We start from the raw sequence: 17,142 nt of genomic DNA, 5'->3' as shown, positions 1-17,142 counted from the left end.
AAATCATGAAATAGCATTTAATAAATGCAATTTTTTTAGGTAAAAATTTAAGTCAGGTTTAAATTTTGAGGGATATGTGCAGATAATTAAAGCTACGATTAAAAATCGTGTTTGTCGAGATGTCTGCTATTAACAAGTGTATTAAATATCAAACAAATTGGAGGGAAGAATGATGGAATTTAAAAAAATGTTTACTACTATTGATCTTCATGTGTCAGGAGAACCGTTGCGGATTATTACTGGAGGTTTACCAGAAATTAAAGGAGACACGCAGCTAGAAAGACGCGCCTATTGTATGGAACATTTGGATCATGTTCGAGAAGTATTAATGTATGAGCCAAGAGGTCATGATGGCATGTATGGTTGCATTATTACTCCTCCAGCAAGTAAAGGTGCAGACCTAGGTGTGTTGTTTATGCACAATGAAGGTTGGAGTACAATGTGCGGTCATGGCGTTATTGCGGTAGTGACGATGGCTATTGAAACAGGCATGATTGATGTAAAAGGTGAAAACGATAAACTTATCATTGATTGTCCGTGTGGGCCTGTAACAGCGTATGCAAAGTGTAGAGGAACTAAAGTAGAATCAGTCTCTTTTGAAAATGTACCTTCTTTTGTCTATAGAAAAGATTTTCCGATTAAAATTGATGGTTACGAATTTGATGTGGATATTTCATACGGAGGTGCTTTTTATGCCGTGGTTGATAGTGAGAAAGTTGGCTTAAAAGTGAACAACAAAGATTTATGGGATTTACAAGTATCGGGTGACAAAATTAAACATTACATTGAAAGTCAAATTGAAGTAAAACATCCATTTGAAGATATATCGGGGATCTATGGTGTAATTTTCTCTGATAGTCCAAAAGACAGCAATGCTGATTTACGAAATGTCACAATCTTTGCTGACAAACAGGTTGATCGATCCCCTTGTGGTTCGGGTACTGCTGCAAGAGTAGCTACTTTATACGAACGTGGCGTACTTAAGGAAGATGGAAGTTTTATTCATGAAAGTATAACGGATGGACAATTTGTTGGTGAAGTACTTTCTTTAACGAAAGTGGATGAATATAAAGCTGTTATTCCAAAAGTTACTGGGAATGCTTTTATTACAGGTTTCCATCAATTTGTGATTAGCCCAGAAGATCCCCTTAATAGTGGATTTTTATTGAAGTAAATTTGCTGCTGATTTTGCATCCAATTCAGTATAACAATAGAAGAATAGCATTTTAATAAAGGAAGAAAAAAGGTGGAGAATTATGTTAGTTATAAGTACGGATGAACAAAAAAGTTTAGTAGATATGAATGAAATTATTGAATGCGTGGCTGCTGCCTTGAAGGAATTTTCAGCAAATAGAACTATTACACCTATCCGCGCTGCTCTGCCTTTCAATAACAACCAAAATACAGCATTGATTATGCCTTCTGTAGCTGAAGAACTTAGTAGTGTTGGATTAAAGGTAGTAACAGTAGCACCTAATAATAAAGAATTAGGTAAGAAAACGATAACTGGAGTGGTAATGCTATCAGACTTTAAAACTGGGGAACCAATTGCTCTTCTAGAAGGTTCTTATTTAACAATGATTAGAACGGGCGCTTTATCAGGTGTTGCAACGAAGTATCTATCCCGTGAAGATTCAAAAAAGTTATGCATTATCGGCACGGGAGAACAAGCAAAAGGTCTAGTTGAGGCTATATTAGCTGTACGAAATATTGAGGAAATTCTTCTTTATAATAGAACAGAACAAAAAGCACATGAATTCGCGAAGTATATTAGAAATAAATTCGATAAGCATGTACAAGTTTATTCAGATCCGAATGAAGCAGTACTTAAAGCTGACATTATTGTGACCACAACCAATTCTTCAACACCAGTTTTTTCTGAACCGTTAAAGCCTGGTGTTCATGTAAATGCGGTTGGTTCATTCAGACCTACGATGCAAGAATTGCCATCTCATGCTCTTTCTGTAGCACACAAAGTAGTAGTTGAATCAAGTGAAGCAGCTCTAGAAGAAACGGGTGATTTGCTTGTTCCAATAGAAGAAGGCGTTTTTAAGGCAGGTGATATATATGGTGAGCTTGGGCAAATTGTAAATGGAGAACGAAACGGAAGAGAAAGTAACGAAGAAATTACTCTATTTAAATCTGTAGGACTAGCAGTTGTAGACATTATAGTTGCAAAATATTTTTACGAAAAGGCGATTAAAAATAAGGTAGGAACTAGTATCAACCTTTAAGGTGTAAATTTTTGTTATCAAAAGATGTTTTGATAATTATACATCTAGGAGGGAGAATGCATGTTAGTAGAGGTTTCAAAAAATGTGTCCCTTTATGCATCACAAAGTAAAACGGTTAAATAAGGCAGCTAAAAAGTGGAGACTTCGATTTGGAGCTTATCAGGTTGTTTGCTCTTGGGGGATCTTTTCCAAGTGAAGGGTGGAATGGAAAAAGGACTTATTCTCAATGTACATGAGAGTAAACTCCCCCTTTTTTTGTAAAAAAACTTGGAATTTTAAAATTAGGGGGTACAGTAAAATGGAAGATTACACAGAGTTTATAGATGTAGCACAAAAAGCAGCAGACATCTCAAGAAAAACGCTTAATTTACACCGTGAAAATTATCTTTATGGACATTTTGATTTTGAAACTAAGGAGGATGCTAGCCCGGTAACTGAAATAGATCGGAAGGTAGAGCAGCAAATACGCGAGGTAATTCAAGAAATGTGCCCTACCCATGGAATTTTAGGTGAAGAGTATGGTACAGATTCTAAGGATCAAGAATTTGTTTGGGTAATTGATCCGATTGATGGCACTAAACAGTTTATTGCAGGAATACCGGTTTATGGTACACTGATTGCTCTTTGCCACCATGGTGTACCTGTCTTAGGTGTGATTGATATTCCAGCTGTTAAGGAACGATGGCTTGGCATTAAAGGGCAACAGACAACATTGAATGGCCGAAAAGTTTCTACTCGAGCGCGTAAAAAATTATCGGAAGCTTTGATGTCTTCTAGTAATACCGAACCAGTATTGCCTGAACATCGCCTGGGATATGAAAAAATGATTGAGACAACTAAATGGCGCGTTTATGGATCAGCCTGTTATGCCTATGCATGTCTAGCTTCCGGCAAGCTCGATGTAAGTATAGATAGTGGTGGGATGCGCGAGGTAGACTATTGTGCATTGGTACCAATAATTGAAGGAGCTGGAGGTGTTATTACAGACTGGGCTGGAGATCCCTTAACTATTCATTCCGGGACAACTGTTGTCGCTGCGGGTGATGCCGATTTGCATGCACAGACATTGGCAATACTGTCGCAATATCTATAATTGAGAGAAAAACAAGGGCGGTTTGCCCTTGTACTCTGTTCATTTTTTTGAAAGCGCTAACATCCTGAGGAGGGAGATTTCGGAAATACTACAGTTAACTAGTAGTAATCTCTACTAAAACAAGTATAGTCGTAAAATTGTTGTTTTTGGCTTATGTTATAACCTTTAAGCAGGGATTATAAATGAACTATTTACAAAATTGTAATATGACTTGTTTTCTTTTTGAAAAGTCTTATCGAGTTTTTAAAGAGCCTATGTAAAAGGGGGAGGTACTATGTTTAAGTGGTTCAAATCACAACCTGAACAACCAGTTACGAAAACAAACGAAGAAATTAATCAACTCTATCGCTATTGGCGAATCCATATCATGATCGCCCTTTATGTCGGTTATGCAGTTTTCTATTTTACTAGAAAAAGTTTTAACTATGTAATGCCTGTTATGTTAGAAGATCTTGATATGAAGGTCACGGATGTCGGAATATTAACTACTTCTTTCGCCCTGGTTTATGGTGCTTCAAAGTTTATTTCTGGAATGATGAGTGATAAATCCAACCCAAGGTATTTCATGGGAATAGGTTTAATTCTTACAGGAATCAGCAATATTCTCTTTGGATTTAGCTCTTCGCTGATTTTATTTATTTGCCTGTGGATTTTGAATGCTTTTTTTCAAGGTTGGGGGTGGCCACCAGCTATTAAATCATTAACTGTTTGGTATTCTCGGAAAGAGCGAGGATTTTGGTATGCGATTGCTAATACCTCACATAATGTAGGCGGAGCATTAATTCCTTTGCTTGCAGGTGGCCTGGCGGTCCATTTTAGTTGGCGTTATGGCATGATCGTGCCAGGAACAATTGGCATTATCGCTGGATTGATTGTTATTTGGCGTTTACGTGATCGTCCAGTTTCTATGGGTTTACCTACAGTCGGGGAATGGCGTAATGACCCGCTAGAATTAGAGCAAGTAAATAATAGTAAAAAAATGCCGATGTCGCAAATTCTTATTCATTATATTTTTACTAACAAGTTAATATGGTTATTGGCAATCTCTAACATCCTGATTTATATCGTCCGGATCGGGCTCAATGACTGGACAAATCTTTATTTAGTGCGTGAATATAATTATGACTTGGTCAAAGCTAACTCTGCTCTTTCTTTATTTGAGATAGGTGGCTTTTTCGGAACTATGGTTGCAGGCTGGGGCTCTGATGTTCTTTTCAAGGGGAATCGAACACCAATGAATATTCTCTTTATGATTGGTATTGGGGTTGCTGCGGCTTTATTATGGATTTTCCCAGATCTTGGGTATGGATTAGTTGCCGCTTGCTTTTTTGTAATTGGATTCTTTGTTTTCGGTCCGCAAATGCTCATTGGTATAGCTGCAGCTGAAGTAGCTCATAAAGATTCTGCTGGAACGGCCAATGGGTTTGTAGGTTTATTTGGTTACATAGGTGCGGCTTTTGCAGGGTATCCACTTTCTAAAATAATTGAGAGTACTGGGTGGAATGGATTTTTTATAACAATGATTGTATCTACCCTGTTATCGGCACTTATATTGGTACCAATGTTAAAAAAGAAGAAAGCAAATGTTACTTTTTAATTCAAACATCGCTGGTTAATTGATTTTTTATAATTTATTGATTTGCTGGTGATATAGCAGGAATATAAATTGTTCATCAAAGAAACCCCGAATATTCAATTGAGGGGGTAACAAAAGTGGCTTGAGCCTTATTTTAATGGGCTCAAGCTGTTTTTTTATCGCTAATAAAATGTAAGAAAGATTCCGATAAAAACCGATATTTCACGAAAAGGTTCCGATAAATCTTATTGAAGATAAGCTTTAAGCGCTGTTAATAGTGACTGGCAAATGATGATTGACTCTACTGTATGATTTGTTATTTCAAGAGAATGATCAGCATTTTCTACAATAGCAAGCTGATGTGAAGAAAGTTGTTCTAATCTTTCTTTAGAGTAATGCGGATCAGCTGTACCGATTGCTAGAAATGCCTGCTTTCCGAGCAAATTTTTCATAACATGATCAAGTGACAGCAGGGGTGTAAAAAGCACATAACGAGAAGGAACAGATGCAGCCTGTTGCATATAAAAATCTGTAATAGGTAATATTCCGAGCGATTTACCTATGTATATAGTTTCTGTATAAGATTTTGTACTTAAAATATAATCCACAATAGGATTCGCTGCATTATAAACCATTGCTGAAATAGCTTCTGGCTCCTGTTCAAATTGCTTTGAATCAAATGCATAGCATACTTGTACTACATCATAGCCAAGCTCTAGCATCAGCTCAGTGGAATAATAAAGAAGTGGTTTTTCATACGTATAGCCTGTGCCAGAAAACATAAAGCACACCTTATCACTTTCTTTATCAAAGTAATTGTATGTAACATTGTTGTATTGTTCTTTTCTTGGTTTGATTTTCATCATAATTCCTCCGTGTCATACCAAATCGTTGAAAGATCGATGTACCCTAAGTGGTTGAAGTTCAATTCTAAAATATCATGAGCAAACGGTATATCATCGAGATGTGTAAATAATGGTATTAAAATAGCTTCTTCAATTAAATAGTGGTTTAAAGATTCGAAAAGTAACGGCCATTCTTCGATTGTGGCTAATTTAAATTTTTCAAAGATATTTATAAAATATGCATCTTCTTTGCACACTTTATAAATTGGAGAAACTGGACTGAACATGGCATGTAACTTATGAAAAGCGTTATTTACAGTTACGACATCCGTATAAATAAATGCATCGTACTTAAGAGGGTGAAGACTGTCTTTAATATATTGTGATAGTGTTAATGCTTCTATTTGAGGGTGATATCCATATTTCATTAGAGATGAAATTAAGTATTGGTTTAGATTGGCTTTCCCTTTAGGCACACCGATTTTTAAAACCTCATTTTTATTTAGTAGTGAGATAGTATTAGCAAAACTACTTAAATGATTTTGTAAAGAAGAGTCCATTTGAATAGCTTTATATAAATGCTTATGTATTATGTTTTTAATATGTTGCCTTTGAGCTTTAGTTGAACAAGCTTTTTCATTTTTGTTTAGAATGATTGCACAAATCCCGTTTTGGATATTAATTTTTTTACGCGTTATATCATTTGAGAAATTAGTTCGATAAAACGAATGGGATGCTTTTGGAAGTATGTTTAATTCTACCGTCTGTAATAATGCTCGCATACCAAAATAATTGTCATTTGCTTCTAAAATAATTTGATGCGGCGTATGCTTAGATATTGCAAATGAACCTGTTCCGAAAACTATATGATCTACAATTTTATAGATACTTGCTTGTATGTCTGTTAGTAAGTGTAGTACATATGTACAAGACCTCGAAAAAATAAAATCAATTGTCCACATATCAACAATGATAATTTCTCGAATAGGCTGCCATAAAGGAAGATGTAGTAATTGGCGTAAACACCAAGCTACATCGTGTGCTGTTAATAAATCGCCATTGTGGAAAGCAACATTTTTTCGTAAATAAAGACGCAATTTTATGTCATTAACTTTCCAATGATGAGCAAGAGAGGGAATAATATTACCATTAGTACCCGCTTCAACTAAACGATTTGTAACATTAGATAGAAGTGCAGCGCTATAAACATCATTTACTTGATTGGGTTGTAAAGTATAAATAGGATGGTAGATTGGAACAATCAAACGCTCATTATATAGGATATTGTTTTTTATATTTTGTTGATAAAGATGCTTAAATTGCACTGCCAAAGAATCTTTTAAATTAGGAAATGAAAATAATTCTTCCCAATCCATCATCGTCATTGTTGAGAGATTGGATTTTAGCTTATCTACAATAATTTGTTCTATATCTTCATGCCATTGAATTTTGGATAAGTGTCCACGTCCATTCCCCGCTTTATAAATTAACCAATTGTGTTGTTGAAATAATTTAAGATAACGATTCAATTGTTTAGGGCTTATTTTTAATATAGTAGCTAATTGCTGATGATGAAAGGTGATGCCTTTCTGTTGGCAATAGAGTGAAAGTAAATAAAATAGCATTTTATTTTTTGATAGAAAGGTGGACATTTAATATCTCCTTTTGTCTCTTTTTGTGAAAATTGTTCTATTTTATAATCTAACTATAACACAAGGAGGGGAAAATTTATGAAGGCTGTTATCATTAATGAGTTTGGTACTTCTGATGTTTTAAAGTACGTGGAATGTCCAAAGCCTACTATTTCAGCAGGGGAAGTATTAATAAGAACGACATATACGAGTGTGAATTTTGCTGATATTAAAAATAGAAAAGGAAATAAAGCAAAAGCGAATTTCCCAATGATACTCGGTTTAGATGTAGCTGGCGTAGTTGAAGAGGTTTTTGATGAAAGTAGTACTTTTAAAGTTGGAGATGTCGTTATTGCATTCCCGAAAAATGGAGCCTATGCAGAATATGTGGTGGCGAAAGAGCAGCTCGTCTTTAAAGTTCCGAATGATATTCCTTTGGAAAAGGTAGCCGCTGTGCCAACAGTTTTGTTTTTATCCTATCTATTAACACATCAAATTGCTCCAATTAGTACAAACGATAGCGTATTAATTCATGCTGCATCTGGTGGAGTAGGGACAATGCTTATTCAAATGGCGAAAAAGCTAGGTGCTAGAAATATTATTGGCACGGTCAGTGATATGAAGAAAGCGCCAATTGCCTTTGAACTAGGGGCACATCATGTACTGACATACGATAATTTTAGTGCTCAAGTCAATGAATATACGGATGGTCATGGTGTTAACACTATTTTTGACTCCATTGCTGGAAATATTACGGAAGAGAGCTTTAACTGTTTAGCTCCGTATGGAACGCTAGTGCAATTTGGAAATAGTGGTGGTAAAGCAGGAAATATAAAAACATCTGATTTACATAATAGCTGCCGCAATGTAAAAGGCTTTAGCCTAGGAACAACTCGAGCTTCCAAGCCAGAAATGCTACAACAAGTAGCACAGGAGATGTTTGCATTGCTGAAGGATGAAAGCTTCCAAGTACCAATTGCTAATATCTTTAATTTGGAGGACATGCAGAAAGCGCATGACTTGATGGAAAGTCGCCAGCATCAAGGGAAAATTTTAATTAAAATATAAAATATTCAAACCCTGTATAGATACACACTATACAGGGTTTTTTTAAAGAATAACTCCATCAATTCATAGGTTTGTATGTAAACTAAAACCCTCTTTTATTTTTTGACAATAATACAGAAATTCCCTTTAAATATTTGTTAAAATGAGGTATTATTATATGGATTTTTGTCTTTCTATGCCTTATTTTTACATTGTTATTTGTTTTAGTTCAATTTTTTACTATAATATTATATTTGGCCTCTTGTAAATACATTAACATTTTTAAAATTATATGCCCTGTATATAAGTTGATTGGAGTGGAGACTGGGCGACTCCTTGGGGATCAGCGAAAAGAGGAACGAAGGCTAAAACCATCACGTCTTGTGATAACGCCTTCGTGACCAACATCGTGTTGGCCCGAGACCCTGAAGCGAGCAGGCAGAGGAACGAAGGCTAAAAGCATCACGTCCTGTGATAACGCCTTCGTGACCTACATCGTGTAGGCCCAAGCGGCTCATCGGACGCCCTAGGAAAGCGTCCAGTCGGAACGGAAATCAACCACACGTTATGGTAATGAGCCCTAATTGTAGCCCGTAACGGAAATCAGAGTCTTTATATTAATTATTATGGATAAAAATGGTTAATCGACATACCTGATATTTATGTGTTTTAGGTCAATTTTAAAATATATTGTTATGTTTGGCCTCTTGTATTATGGAGCACGAATATAAAGGAATGGCTAATAGGAGAGTGGTGAAGTGCTTTTTAATTCCTTTGAATTTATTTTTCTATTTTTACCAGTAACATTTGTAGTCTATTTTTTATTAAATCGTTTAAGGAACCAGCAATATGCGATTTATTGGTTGGTACTGAGCTCTTTATTTTTTTACGCCTATTTTAAGTTAACTTATTTAACAATCATCACGATCTCAATCATTGTGAACTTTGCTTTAAGTCGGATGATTAATAATACCAATAGTCGTTTGAGAAAGACTTATATGATTATTGGGGTAATCTTCAATATATTAATTCTTTGTTACTATAAATATACAGATTTCTTTATTGACAATATAAATAGTTTATTTGGTACAAATTTTGCACTATTACACTTATTGCTACCATTAGGACTTAGTTTTATTACATTTCAACAAATTGCTTTTATTGTCGATAGTTATCGAGATGGAACAGCTCATTATAAATTTAGTCATTATGCGTTGTTCATTTTGTTTTTCCCGCAATTAGTAGCGGGGCCTATTGTTCAGCATGATGAAATGCTTCCACAGTATGATATCAAGGAAAATCGAAAAATTATACATGCTAATGTTGCACGAGGCTTGTTTATCTTTGTCATCGGTTTAGTCAAGAAGATTGTTATTGCGGATACTGTTGGCATATGGGCTAATGCGGGCTTTGAAAATTATAGTAATTTAAGTTTTGTAGAAGCTTGGATTACCTCATTATCGTATACAGTGCAACTTTATTATGATTTTAGTGGATATTCTGATATGGCGATTGGTTTAGCATTATTATTTAATATTAAACTGCCAGTAAATTTCTACTCTCCCTACAAATCACGTAATATTCAGGAGTTTTGGAAAAAATGGCATATGACATTGAACCGTTTTTTAACTACATATGTATATTTTCCGTTAGGTGGTAGTCGTAAAGGGGCTTTTAGAACCTATATAAATATATTAATTATTTTCTTTATCAGTGGATTTTGGCATGGTGCTGGATGGAATTTTATTTTATGGGGACTTCTACATGGCTTTGCGTCTGTTGTTGTGAGATTTTTTAGTAAAACCGGTATTAAGCTTCCGTATTTACTTTCGTGGTTTATTACTTTCCAATTTGTTAATATCGCGTGGGTGTACTTCCGTGCAACAAGTATGGAGCAAGCGAATACCATTCTAGCCAAAATGTTTACGCCAAATATGACAGCTATAAATGATTTCTTTACGGAGCCGCATACGAATTTTGCTCAAGCAGAAGCATTTAATATTTTGGGACTAACATTAAGTGATCCAATAGTGATTGTAGTAGGACTCTTAATTACACTTGTTATTGCCTTTACTGCCTTAAATTCTATTCAATTAATGAATAAGATGAAATTTAATTGGGGAGCAATCATTTATACACAATTTATGATTGCACTAGTGCTAGTATCGATTTACTATATGCAAAAAAATAGTATATTCTTATATTTTAATTTCTAAATAAAGGTGTGAATTAACTTGGATCCGAAAAAATGGTTAGTAAAATTGTTTGCCACATCTTTCATAGTAATAGGAATACCTGTTTTCGGAATTATGGGTTTCAATTATTATATTGACCCTCTTTGGAATTACACACATGCGAATGACTTTAACGACTATCAGCTTGGCTTTGATGAAAGACAATTAAAAACAAATTATATAAATAGCCATGATTTCAACTATGATAGTTTGTTAATTGGGACGAGCAGGATTACGTATCTTGATGAGAGGGCTTTTAAAAAAGAAAGTGTTTATAACTATTCATTGAGTGGGCTGCATATAAAAGAATACTTGCCTTATATGAAATATGCCGAGAAGAAGAATGGTAAGCCATTTAAGAGAATTTTTATTGAGTTATATTTTGATTCAGCTAATGCTGGCAAACCTAGTACATTGAATCCGCCACAGACTTATATTGAGACGTCTGAGGCACCGTTTTATGCAATAAAGTCCTTATTTTCGGCAAGCACGATGCATTATGCTCTTTTTAATTATGATATTTCAAAAGCAAATCATTACGACGGTGCTCGCAGTTACACGCGTAATAATATTGCACAAACTACATATCCAAATGATGATATGGAGCAGGAATGGAAAAAATTTAAAAATAATTTTAAAGCAGAGTCAGCTAAGCCTTTTATGTACGATACCGACTATCGAAAAAGGCTTCAAGCTATAAAAGATGCATTCCCAAATTCAGAACTTGTGGTCTTTACGGAATTAATGCCTGCAAAACGGCTTCAAACAATTTTGCATAACGATAATCGTTACGAGGCTTATAGTAGATGGATGAACGATATGGTTGGTGTATTTGGTACCGTTTATAGCTTCCATGGTGTGAATGAAGTAACGACAAATGAGAACAACTTTTTTGATTGGTTGCATTACTATCCAAACGTTGGAGATTTAATAATTAAATCTTTAGAGAACAAGGAAGAACCATCAAATATTATGCAGGATGTAAATAAAGGGAATCTTGATGAGTACCTTAAAAATGTAGTGGTCGATGTTAATATTAATTAAACGATGAAAAGATGACTCTGATGTGTACTGTCGGAGTCATCTTTTTTGATTTTAATAGGGGATCGAATTGAAATTATTCTGGTATGGATGCTTGCCAAACTATTGCAAGTAACGCGACGCCTTCATTGATTTGCTCGAGGGTTAGCCCACCATAGCCCATAATGACCATAGCATGTTTAGAGCCTCCCTGATAGGAGGTTGAACATGGATAGACTTTGATTCCTACCTCCTGTGCAAGTCTTATCGCATCCTGTTCAGAAAGCCTTTTTGGTAACTTCATAACAATATGTAGCCCAGATTTTTCACCAATTACTTCGAATTCCTCAGAAAAATGGGTGTTAATAGCTGCTAGTAAAGCTTGCTGCTTTTTACGATAAATAGTGCGCATTTTTGCTAAATGCTTATCGAAATAACCTTGAGCAATAAAATCTGCTATCACAAGCTGATCTATTTTGGAGACAACAGATTTTTGTTCTTGATTAAAAAGAATAAATTCTTCGACTAAAGATTTAGGCAAAATCATGTAACTGATGCGCAATGATGGAATAAGTGTTTTGGAAAAGGTTCCGAAATAAATAACACGCTGTAGCTGATCCATTTTTGCTAAAGAGGGGATAGGGAGCCCCTTATAACGAAATTCTGAATCATAGTCATCCTCAATAATATACGCCCTCTCAGAAGTAGCCCATTGCAGAAGTGCAGCACGCCGTTCAACAGGCATGACCATCCCGAGTGGAAACTGGTGTGCGGGTGTTGTGTATAACATGTGGATTGATTTTTTAGGTATTGCAACCCCTGAGTTATCAACAGGAATAGCGTGGGTTGTTAATCCACATTGTTGCAATGTTGCACGGACTCTTTTAAAGCCTGGATCCTCTAAGCCAACATGTGCTTTTGATCCAAAAAAGTGACATAGGGCTTGAAGCTGAATTTGTGTACCGCTGTAAACAAACACCTGTGATGCTTCACAAGCAACTCCTCTTGAACGTTCAACATAGCGAGCGATTTCCGTCCGTAATATAGCCTCTCCTTGCCAAGGACTTGTTGTTAAGTTATCCACATAGAAGTGCTTTTTCAACAGCTTATGCCAGATCGAAAATGGAAAAGCTTCTTTATCCACATGTCCGTTATTAAAATCAAACTTTATAGTATATGTAGTTGATATTATAGCTGTGGAGAGATGCTGCTTTTGCTGTTGTTCCCATTCGAATTCAAAGGGTGCTATAAAATAGCCAGAGCGTTCCTTACTATAGATATAGCCTTCAGCTAGTAATTGTTCATAAGCTTCCTTAATCGTATGGACACTTACATCAAGCGTTTTAGCAAGGGCTCTTTTAGAAGGTAATTGCTCATGAGCAAGTAGTTGTTTCCTTAATATTGCTTGTTTTAATTCTTCGTAAATTTGCACATATTTCGATGCATTTCCAGTAAATGAGATCGATAACTCCAAAATATTGCACCTCCTGGTATGGTGTATTTTTTGAAAATTGGTTCTATATATCATATCAAAAATACCGTTAAATATTAAAAAAGGAGTGAAACAACATGAATTTTATAGCATTAGAAAATGAGGTAGTATTACTGAAGCCATTACAACAAGAGGATGCGCAAGGATTATTGGAGGCAGGTAGTTATCCAGAGATTTGGCCACATATGTCCACAACTGTTGAGAAGATGGTCGATGTGAATAACTTTGTGGACAAGGCATTAGAAAAAAAACAAGAGAAAACCGAGTTTCCATTTGTCATTGTGGATAAAAAATCTGGACAAATCATTGGTTCGACTCGGTTTATGGATATTGATGAAACGCATAAACGGCTTGAAATAGGTACTACATGGATTACACCTGCTTTTTGGCGTAAGGCCATTAATACAAATTGTAAATATTTATTATTACAATATTGCTTTGAGGTATTAAATCTACAGCGTGTACAAATTAAAACAGACCATGAAAATGTGCGTTCCCAAAAGGCGATTGAACGTTTAGGTGCAACAAAGGAGGGGGTCTTACGTAATCATATGGTGCGTAAGGATGGCACAACTCGCCATACAGTGATGTACAGCATTACTCTACAAGAATGGCCACAAGTGAAAAAACATTTGCAGCATTTGCTAATTAATACTACTGGAAAATTGGGATAAAGAAATTATTATACTAAAAAAAGAATGGTCCTAGTCAACCATTCTTTTTTTATAAATATATCCTACTACAATCCAAGTTACTATTGACCAAACAATGATTGTAGCTATTGGAATAATGACATCCATTGTTGTGTATGTTCCTTCTAAAGCCTCAGCTAATAGTACCAATTGAGAACTTGGTAACCATTCAGCAATTTTTAAAAAAGGAAAGGCTTCCGATAATGCTAGGAGAGAAGGGCCGAATGAGAAAATAATGACAACAGGTAGAACGATAATAGATCCTTCCATAATCGATTTGGAGAATAATCCACATAATGTTCCTATCGCAATATAGAACACAGCCGAAAGCATTAAAGCAATTGCTATAAGGAACAGATTAGCAGGGGTATAACCAACAATAAAAATACTTACTGCTACAACTACTATCGTAACGATAAAGACAAACAAGCTTTTACCAATTAAAATATCGCCAAGTGAAGCAGGGGACAGCATTAGACTACGAAGCGTATTTTTTTCTTGCTCCTCTGCAATTAAACTGCATTGTACATAGGTAGTCACCATAGAAAATGCCATATTGATTGGAAGGAAATAGGCCATGATAGTGTTGGCGCTTGTTTGACCGTATACAAATGCTAAAATAAGTGGCATTAATACCATAGTGGATACTGCATAGTTACGTGAAAATTCCTTATAATCCTTCATAAAAATAGCCTGAATACGTGTCATTGAAAGGTTCATACTAAATCACTCCCTGTTATTTGCATAAAAATATTACCTAGTGTTGGCTCGTTCGTATAAATGCGAGAAACTTCGTTAGATTGCATCCAATGAAACAGTTTTTCAGCATCCTGTTCTCCATTTTGAATGACTTCACAAGCACCATTCTTTAATTCGACTGTAATAGATTCATCGCCAAACTCTTTTTTCAAATCCTTTGGCGCACCGATTGCTCGAATTTTACCTTTATGTAAGAAGGCTACACGGTCACAAAGTATTTCTGCTTCACTCATATCATGTGTTGTTAAAAATATTGTCGTACCCATCTCGTTTAATTTACGCAAGCCATTATAAATATGCTGTGTATTAACAGGATCGAGTGCAGAAGTTGGTTCATCTAAAAATAATAATTCTGGTTTATGCATGATGGCACGTGCTAGCGTAACGCGTTGCATCATTCCTTTAGAAAGCTGACTAATTTTCTTTTTACGATCAGCGTATAAGTTAACAAAATCCAACGCCTCTTTTATGGCTGATTTAGGTAATTGATATAAGTTACTAAAGAGTAATAAATTCTCCTCGATTGAAAGTCGCGTATATATTCCACTATTATCTGTTAAAATACCGAAGCGTTTACGATTGTTACTTTGTTTCATTTCAGTTGCTGGGCGGCCAAACAATAAAACATCGCCAGCAGTTTTTTCAGTTTGTGCTGTTAATATTTTAATAGTAGTAGTTTTTCCGGAGCCGCTTGGTCCAAGGAAGCCGAATATTTCTCCCTTTTGAATGGTAAATGAAACATCCCGTAATGCTACTTCCTTATTAAATGTTTTTTTCAAATGTTGAACATCGATCACTGCGTTCATTTGAAAACCTCCCTGTGTTGTTGTTGTTGATATCTACACTATAAGGGACAATAAGGACCTCAACATTAAATTACAGGTGAAAGGCAGTAAAATGACCTTTAGCGGAGCAATATTTCAGCTGACAGGAGTCGTTTATTTCCTGGGAAATCTACTAAATTCCGAGTATTTCCTTTAAATCAGCGAGCTTATTTTTCGACAAAGGTACTACGGTCTTTTCATTGCTGTTCAAGGCAAGACTGTAGCTATTGCGAGTCCACGTAATGATTTCCCGTACCTTTTGTAAGTTAACGATATAAGAGCGATGACTTCTAAAGAAGCCGAACGGTGTCAATTTTTGCTCAAGGTCGTTTAATGATAATGTACATGGATAGGTTTCACCTGCAACATATAGCGAAACAACACCCTCAACACTTTCGATATAATCGATTTCAGGAGGATTAAATAAAATGATTTTATCGTTCTTCTTTGTAGGTATTTTATCAAGTCGAATCGGTGCACTTTCAAGAGAGGGAGAAGCTAGTTCTGTCTCATCTTCTTTCACATCTAATGCATGTAAGCCCATTGCATCCAGTCTATGTATTTCTGTACTCGAAACTATTAAATCCTCAAAATTGTTAGATAGTAAAATGACTGTTTTATTTTGCTTTTGAAGGACATCCAATAACTGAATGACTTTTTGTTTGGAGAATTCATCTATATTTTGGAACGGTTCTTCTAAAACTTGTATCGGTGCCTGATTAAGATATGTATGAATCAATTTTAAGCGTTGCTTTTCTCCATTTGAAAGCTTGCTGATTTTAATGTTTTTTTGCTCCACTAAAGCGAATAATTTTAATAGATTCTCTATCTTTTCAGAAGAAGCATTGAAAAGTTTTAAGCAAAAATTGATATATTCTCGAACTGTCAGTCGCTCATACAAGGCATTTTCACGAAAATGTGTATACGTATTGCTTTGCTTCGAAAACCACTGTATTAATGTATGTATTTTTGACACGTCAGTATGGATGCCTATAATAATGCCTGGCTGCATAGATAGGTGAAAGTTTGGATAAATTACATTTCCTCCTTCTATATAGGGGTCAATAATCATGCTTTCATTTTGGATCATTACTTAGTCCTCCTTGATTGTTTAATTTCAAAAAATTGCGTGATTTCAGCCTGTGCTTGTAAACAGCTTTCATAACAATAGTTTGGATTATTGAAGTCCATAAAACCATGCTGACTTAGATATTGTCTCGTGTGAACAGCTGGTAATGTATCGAGTGTTTCCTTTAATTCATGGACATCAAAGCTTTTCTCATGACTTGGTAAAATAACAAGTGTCGGACAAGAGGGGTTTACATCCAAGTATTGGCGAATGCGTGAACCATAAACACAAACGACTCTCTGTAATGGCAGTTCTGATAGTCTCCAAGCCAACGTTGCACCTACACTAAATCCGATTAACAGCACTTCATCATAATGTGTCGTATCTTCCAGTATTTTTTCAGTAAGTTTTTCGAGGGGAGCATCAAAGCCAATTTCATTTATGAAATACTCATAGGCTTCCTGCTCTTGTTCATATGGAAATATTCTATTGTCTGAATATAAAGAAATGCACTCAACGGTAGTGTTGGTGTTACTGTATGCTTCAGCTTGCATTTTTATAAAATCATTGATGCCATAAATCTCATGTAAAATAAATATCTTTCTTTTCATGTTGACCTCATGTTT

The 17,142-nt window shown here is 35.4% G+C and carries 15 protein-coding genes; 8 read left to right on the top strand and 7 right to left on the bottom strand.

Annotated elements, in window-relative coordinates; all coding sequences use genetic code 11:
* Nucleotides 1-172: 172 nt before the first annotated feature.
* From ACQKNC_RS19545 to uhpC, 4 genes are all read left to right on the top strand, one after another.
* Nucleotides 173-1,174, top strand: coding sequence for a proline racemase family protein (locus tag ACQKNC_RS19545; protein ID WP_427426413.1), 1,002 nt, complete (start codon nucleotides 173-175; stop codon nucleotides 1,172-1,174).
* An 82-nt stretch (nucleotides 1,175-1,256) separates the two neighbouring features.
* On the top strand, nucleotides 1,257-2,234 hold the full coding sequence (locus ACQKNC_RS19540) for an ornithine cyclodeaminase family protein (RefSeq protein ID WP_427426412.1): 978 nt from the start codon (nucleotides 1,257-1,259) through the stop codon (nucleotides 2,232-2,234).
* 298 nt (nucleotides 2,235-2,532) lie between these two features.
* The gene (locus ACQKNC_RS19535; RefSeq protein ID WP_368638443.1) at nucleotides 2,533-3,327 is read left to right on the top strand and encodes an inositol monophosphatase family protein; all 795 of its coding nucleotides are present in this window, start codon (nucleotides 2,533-2,535) and stop codon (nucleotides 3,325-3,327) included.
* 274 nt (nucleotides 3,328-3,601) lie between these two features.
* Nucleotides 3,602-4,924 (top strand): MFS transporter family glucose-6-phosphate receptor UhpC, encoded by a 1,323-nt coding sequence (gene uhpC / locus ACQKNC_RS19530; RefSeq protein ID WP_427426411.1) that lies wholly within the window; start codon nucleotides 3,602-3,604, stop codon nucleotides 4,922-4,924.
* 224 nt (nucleotides 4,925-5,148) lie between these two features.
* Here uhpC and ACQKNC_RS19525 read toward each other — a convergent pair whose 3' ends face one another.
* The gene (locus ACQKNC_RS19525) at nucleotides 5,149-5,766 is read right to left on the bottom strand and encodes a hypothetical protein (protein WP_427426410.1); all 618 of its coding nucleotides are present in this window, start codon (nucleotides 5,764-5,766) and stop codon (nucleotides 5,149-5,151) included.
* On the bottom strand, nucleotides 5,766-7,400 hold the full coding sequence (locus ACQKNC_RS19520) for an ABC transporter substrate-binding protein (protein WP_427426409.1): 1,635 nt from the start codon (nucleotides 7,398-7,400) through the stop codon (nucleotides 5,766-5,768). The genes ACQKNC_RS19525 and ACQKNC_RS19520 overlap by 1 nt, the downstream gene beginning before the upstream one ends.
* Nucleotides 7,401-7,478: 78 nt before the next feature.
* On the opposite strand from ACQKNC_RS19520, the gene ACQKNC_RS19515 reads away from it, so the two are divergent.
* The 3 genes from ACQKNC_RS19515 (at nucleotide 7,479) to ACQKNC_RS19505 (ending at nucleotide 11,704) form a co-directional block, all read left to right on the top strand.
* Entirely contained in the window at nucleotides 7,479-8,447 is a 969-nt protein-coding gene (locus ACQKNC_RS19515) for a quinone oxidoreductase family protein (protein ID WP_427426408.1), read from the top strand.
* A 737-nt stretch (nucleotides 8,448-9,184) separates the two neighbouring features.
* Nucleotides 9,185-10,642 carry an MBOAT family O-acyltransferase gene (locus ACQKNC_RS19510; RefSeq protein ID WP_427426407.1) on the top strand — a complete coding sequence of 486 codons (1,458 nt, stop codon included), beginning with the start codon at nucleotides 9,185-9,187 and terminating at the stop codon, nucleotides 10,640-10,642.
* An 18-nt stretch (nucleotides 10,643-10,660) separates the two neighbouring features.
* A complete protein-coding gene (locus ACQKNC_RS19505; protein ID WP_427426406.1) occupies nucleotides 10,661-11,704 on the top strand; it encodes a hypothetical protein in 1,044 nt (347 codons plus the stop codon).
* A 73-nt stretch (nucleotides 11,705-11,777) separates the two neighbouring features.
* On the opposite strand, the gene ACQKNC_RS19500 is transcribed toward ACQKNC_RS19505, so the two are convergent.
* Complete coding sequence (locus tag ACQKNC_RS19500) at nucleotides 11,778-13,154, bottom strand: PLP-dependent aminotransferase family protein (RefSeq protein ID WP_427426405.1); 1,377 nt, start codon at nucleotides 13,152-13,154, stop codon at nucleotides 11,778-11,780.
* 95 nt (nucleotides 13,155-13,249) lie between these two features.
* Here ACQKNC_RS19500 and ACQKNC_RS19495 point away from each other — a divergent pair, with 95 nt between their 5' ends.
* Nucleotides 13,250-13,846 carry a GNAT family N-acetyltransferase gene (locus ACQKNC_RS19495; protein WP_427426404.1) on the top strand — a complete coding sequence of 199 codons (597 nt, stop codon included), beginning with the start codon at nucleotides 13,250-13,252 and terminating at the stop codon, nucleotides 13,844-13,846.
* Nucleotides 13,847-13,876: 30 nt separating this feature from the next.
* Here ACQKNC_RS19495 and ACQKNC_RS19490 read toward each other — a convergent pair whose 3' ends face one another.
* From ACQKNC_RS19490 to ACQKNC_RS19475, 4 genes are all read right to left on the bottom strand, one after another.
* Nucleotides 13,877-14,584: an ABC transporter permease gene (locus tag ACQKNC_RS19490; RefSeq protein WP_427426403.1), complete on the bottom strand. Its 708-nt coding sequence runs from the start codon at nucleotides 14,582-14,584 to the stop codon at nucleotides 13,877-13,879.
* Entirely contained in the window at nucleotides 14,581-15,429 is an 849-nt protein-coding gene (locus ACQKNC_RS19485) for an ABC transporter ATP-binding protein (RefSeq protein ID WP_427426402.1), read from the bottom strand. The genes ACQKNC_RS19490 and ACQKNC_RS19485 overlap by 4 nt, the downstream gene beginning before the upstream one ends.
* Before the next feature lie 151 nt (nucleotides 15,430-15,580).
* Nucleotides 15,581-16,537 (bottom strand): LytTR family transcriptional regulator DNA-binding domain-containing protein, encoded by a 957-nt coding sequence (locus tag ACQKNC_RS19480; protein ID WP_427426401.1) that lies wholly within the window; start codon nucleotides 16,535-16,537, stop codon nucleotides 15,581-15,583.
* Complete coding sequence (locus ACQKNC_RS19475) at nucleotides 16,537-17,127, bottom strand: dienelactone hydrolase family protein (RefSeq protein WP_427426400.1); 591 nt, start codon at nucleotides 17,125-17,127, stop codon at nucleotides 16,537-16,539. Before ACQKNC_RS19475 ends, ACQKNC_RS19480 begins: the two co-directional genes overlap by 1 nt.
* Between the last annotated feature and the right edge of the window lie 15 nt (nucleotides 17,128-17,142).

Source organism: Lysinibacillus sp. NPDC094177, assembly GCF_050279145.1.
GTDB lineage: Bacteria > Bacillota > Bacilli > Bacillales_A > Planococcaceae > Lysinibacillus.
This window is presented reverse-complemented; position numbering and strand designations above follow the sequence as displayed.

Bases quoted from the DNA above. Each gene is read 5' to 3' on its own strand.
- ACQKNC_RS19515 (WP_427426408.1), top strand. From the start codon at position 7,479: ATGAAGGCTGTTATCATTAATGAGTTTGGTACTTCTGATGTTTTAAAG.
- ACQKNC_RS19520 (WP_427426409.1), bottom strand. From the start codon at position 7,400: ATGTCCACCTTTCTATCAAAAAATAAAATGCTATTTTATTTACTTTCA.
- ACQKNC_RS19540 (WP_427426412.1), top strand. From the start codon at position 1,257: ATGTTAGTTATAAGTACGGATGAACAAAAAAGTTTAGTAGATATGAAT.
- ACQKNC_RS19475 (WP_427426400.1), bottom strand. From the start codon at position 17,127: ATGAAAAGAAAGATATTTATTTTACATGAGATTTATGGCATCAATGAT.
- ACQKNC_RS19485 (WP_427426402.1), bottom strand. From the start codon at position 15,429: ATGAACGCAGTGATCGATGTTCAACATTTGAAAAAAACATTTAATAAG.
- ACQKNC_RS19525 (WP_427426410.1), bottom strand. From the start codon at position 5,766: ATGAAAATCAAACCAAGAAAAGAACAATACAACAATGTTACATACAAT.
- ACQKNC_RS19480 (WP_427426401.1), bottom strand. From the start codon at position 16,537: ATGATCCAAAATGAAAGCATGATTATTGACCCCTATATAGAAGGAGGA.
- ACQKNC_RS19545 (WP_427426413.1), top strand. From the start codon at position 173: ATGGAATTTAAAAAAATGTTTACTACTATTGATCTTCATGTGTCAGGA.
- ACQKNC_RS19495 (WP_427426404.1), top strand. From the start codon at position 13,250: ATGAATTTTATAGCATTAGAAAATGAGGTAGTATTACTGAAGCCATTA.
- ACQKNC_RS19535 (WP_368638443.1), top strand. From the start codon at position 2,533: ATGGAAGATTACACAGAGTTTATAGATGTAGCACAAAAAGCAGCAGAC.
- ACQKNC_RS19490 (WP_427426403.1), bottom strand. From the start codon at position 14,584: ATGAACCTTTCAATGACACGTATTCAGGCTATTTTTATGAAGGATTAT.
- uhpC (WP_427426411.1), top strand. From the start codon at position 3,602: ATGTTTAAGTGGTTCAAATCACAACCTGAACAACCAGTTACGAAAACA.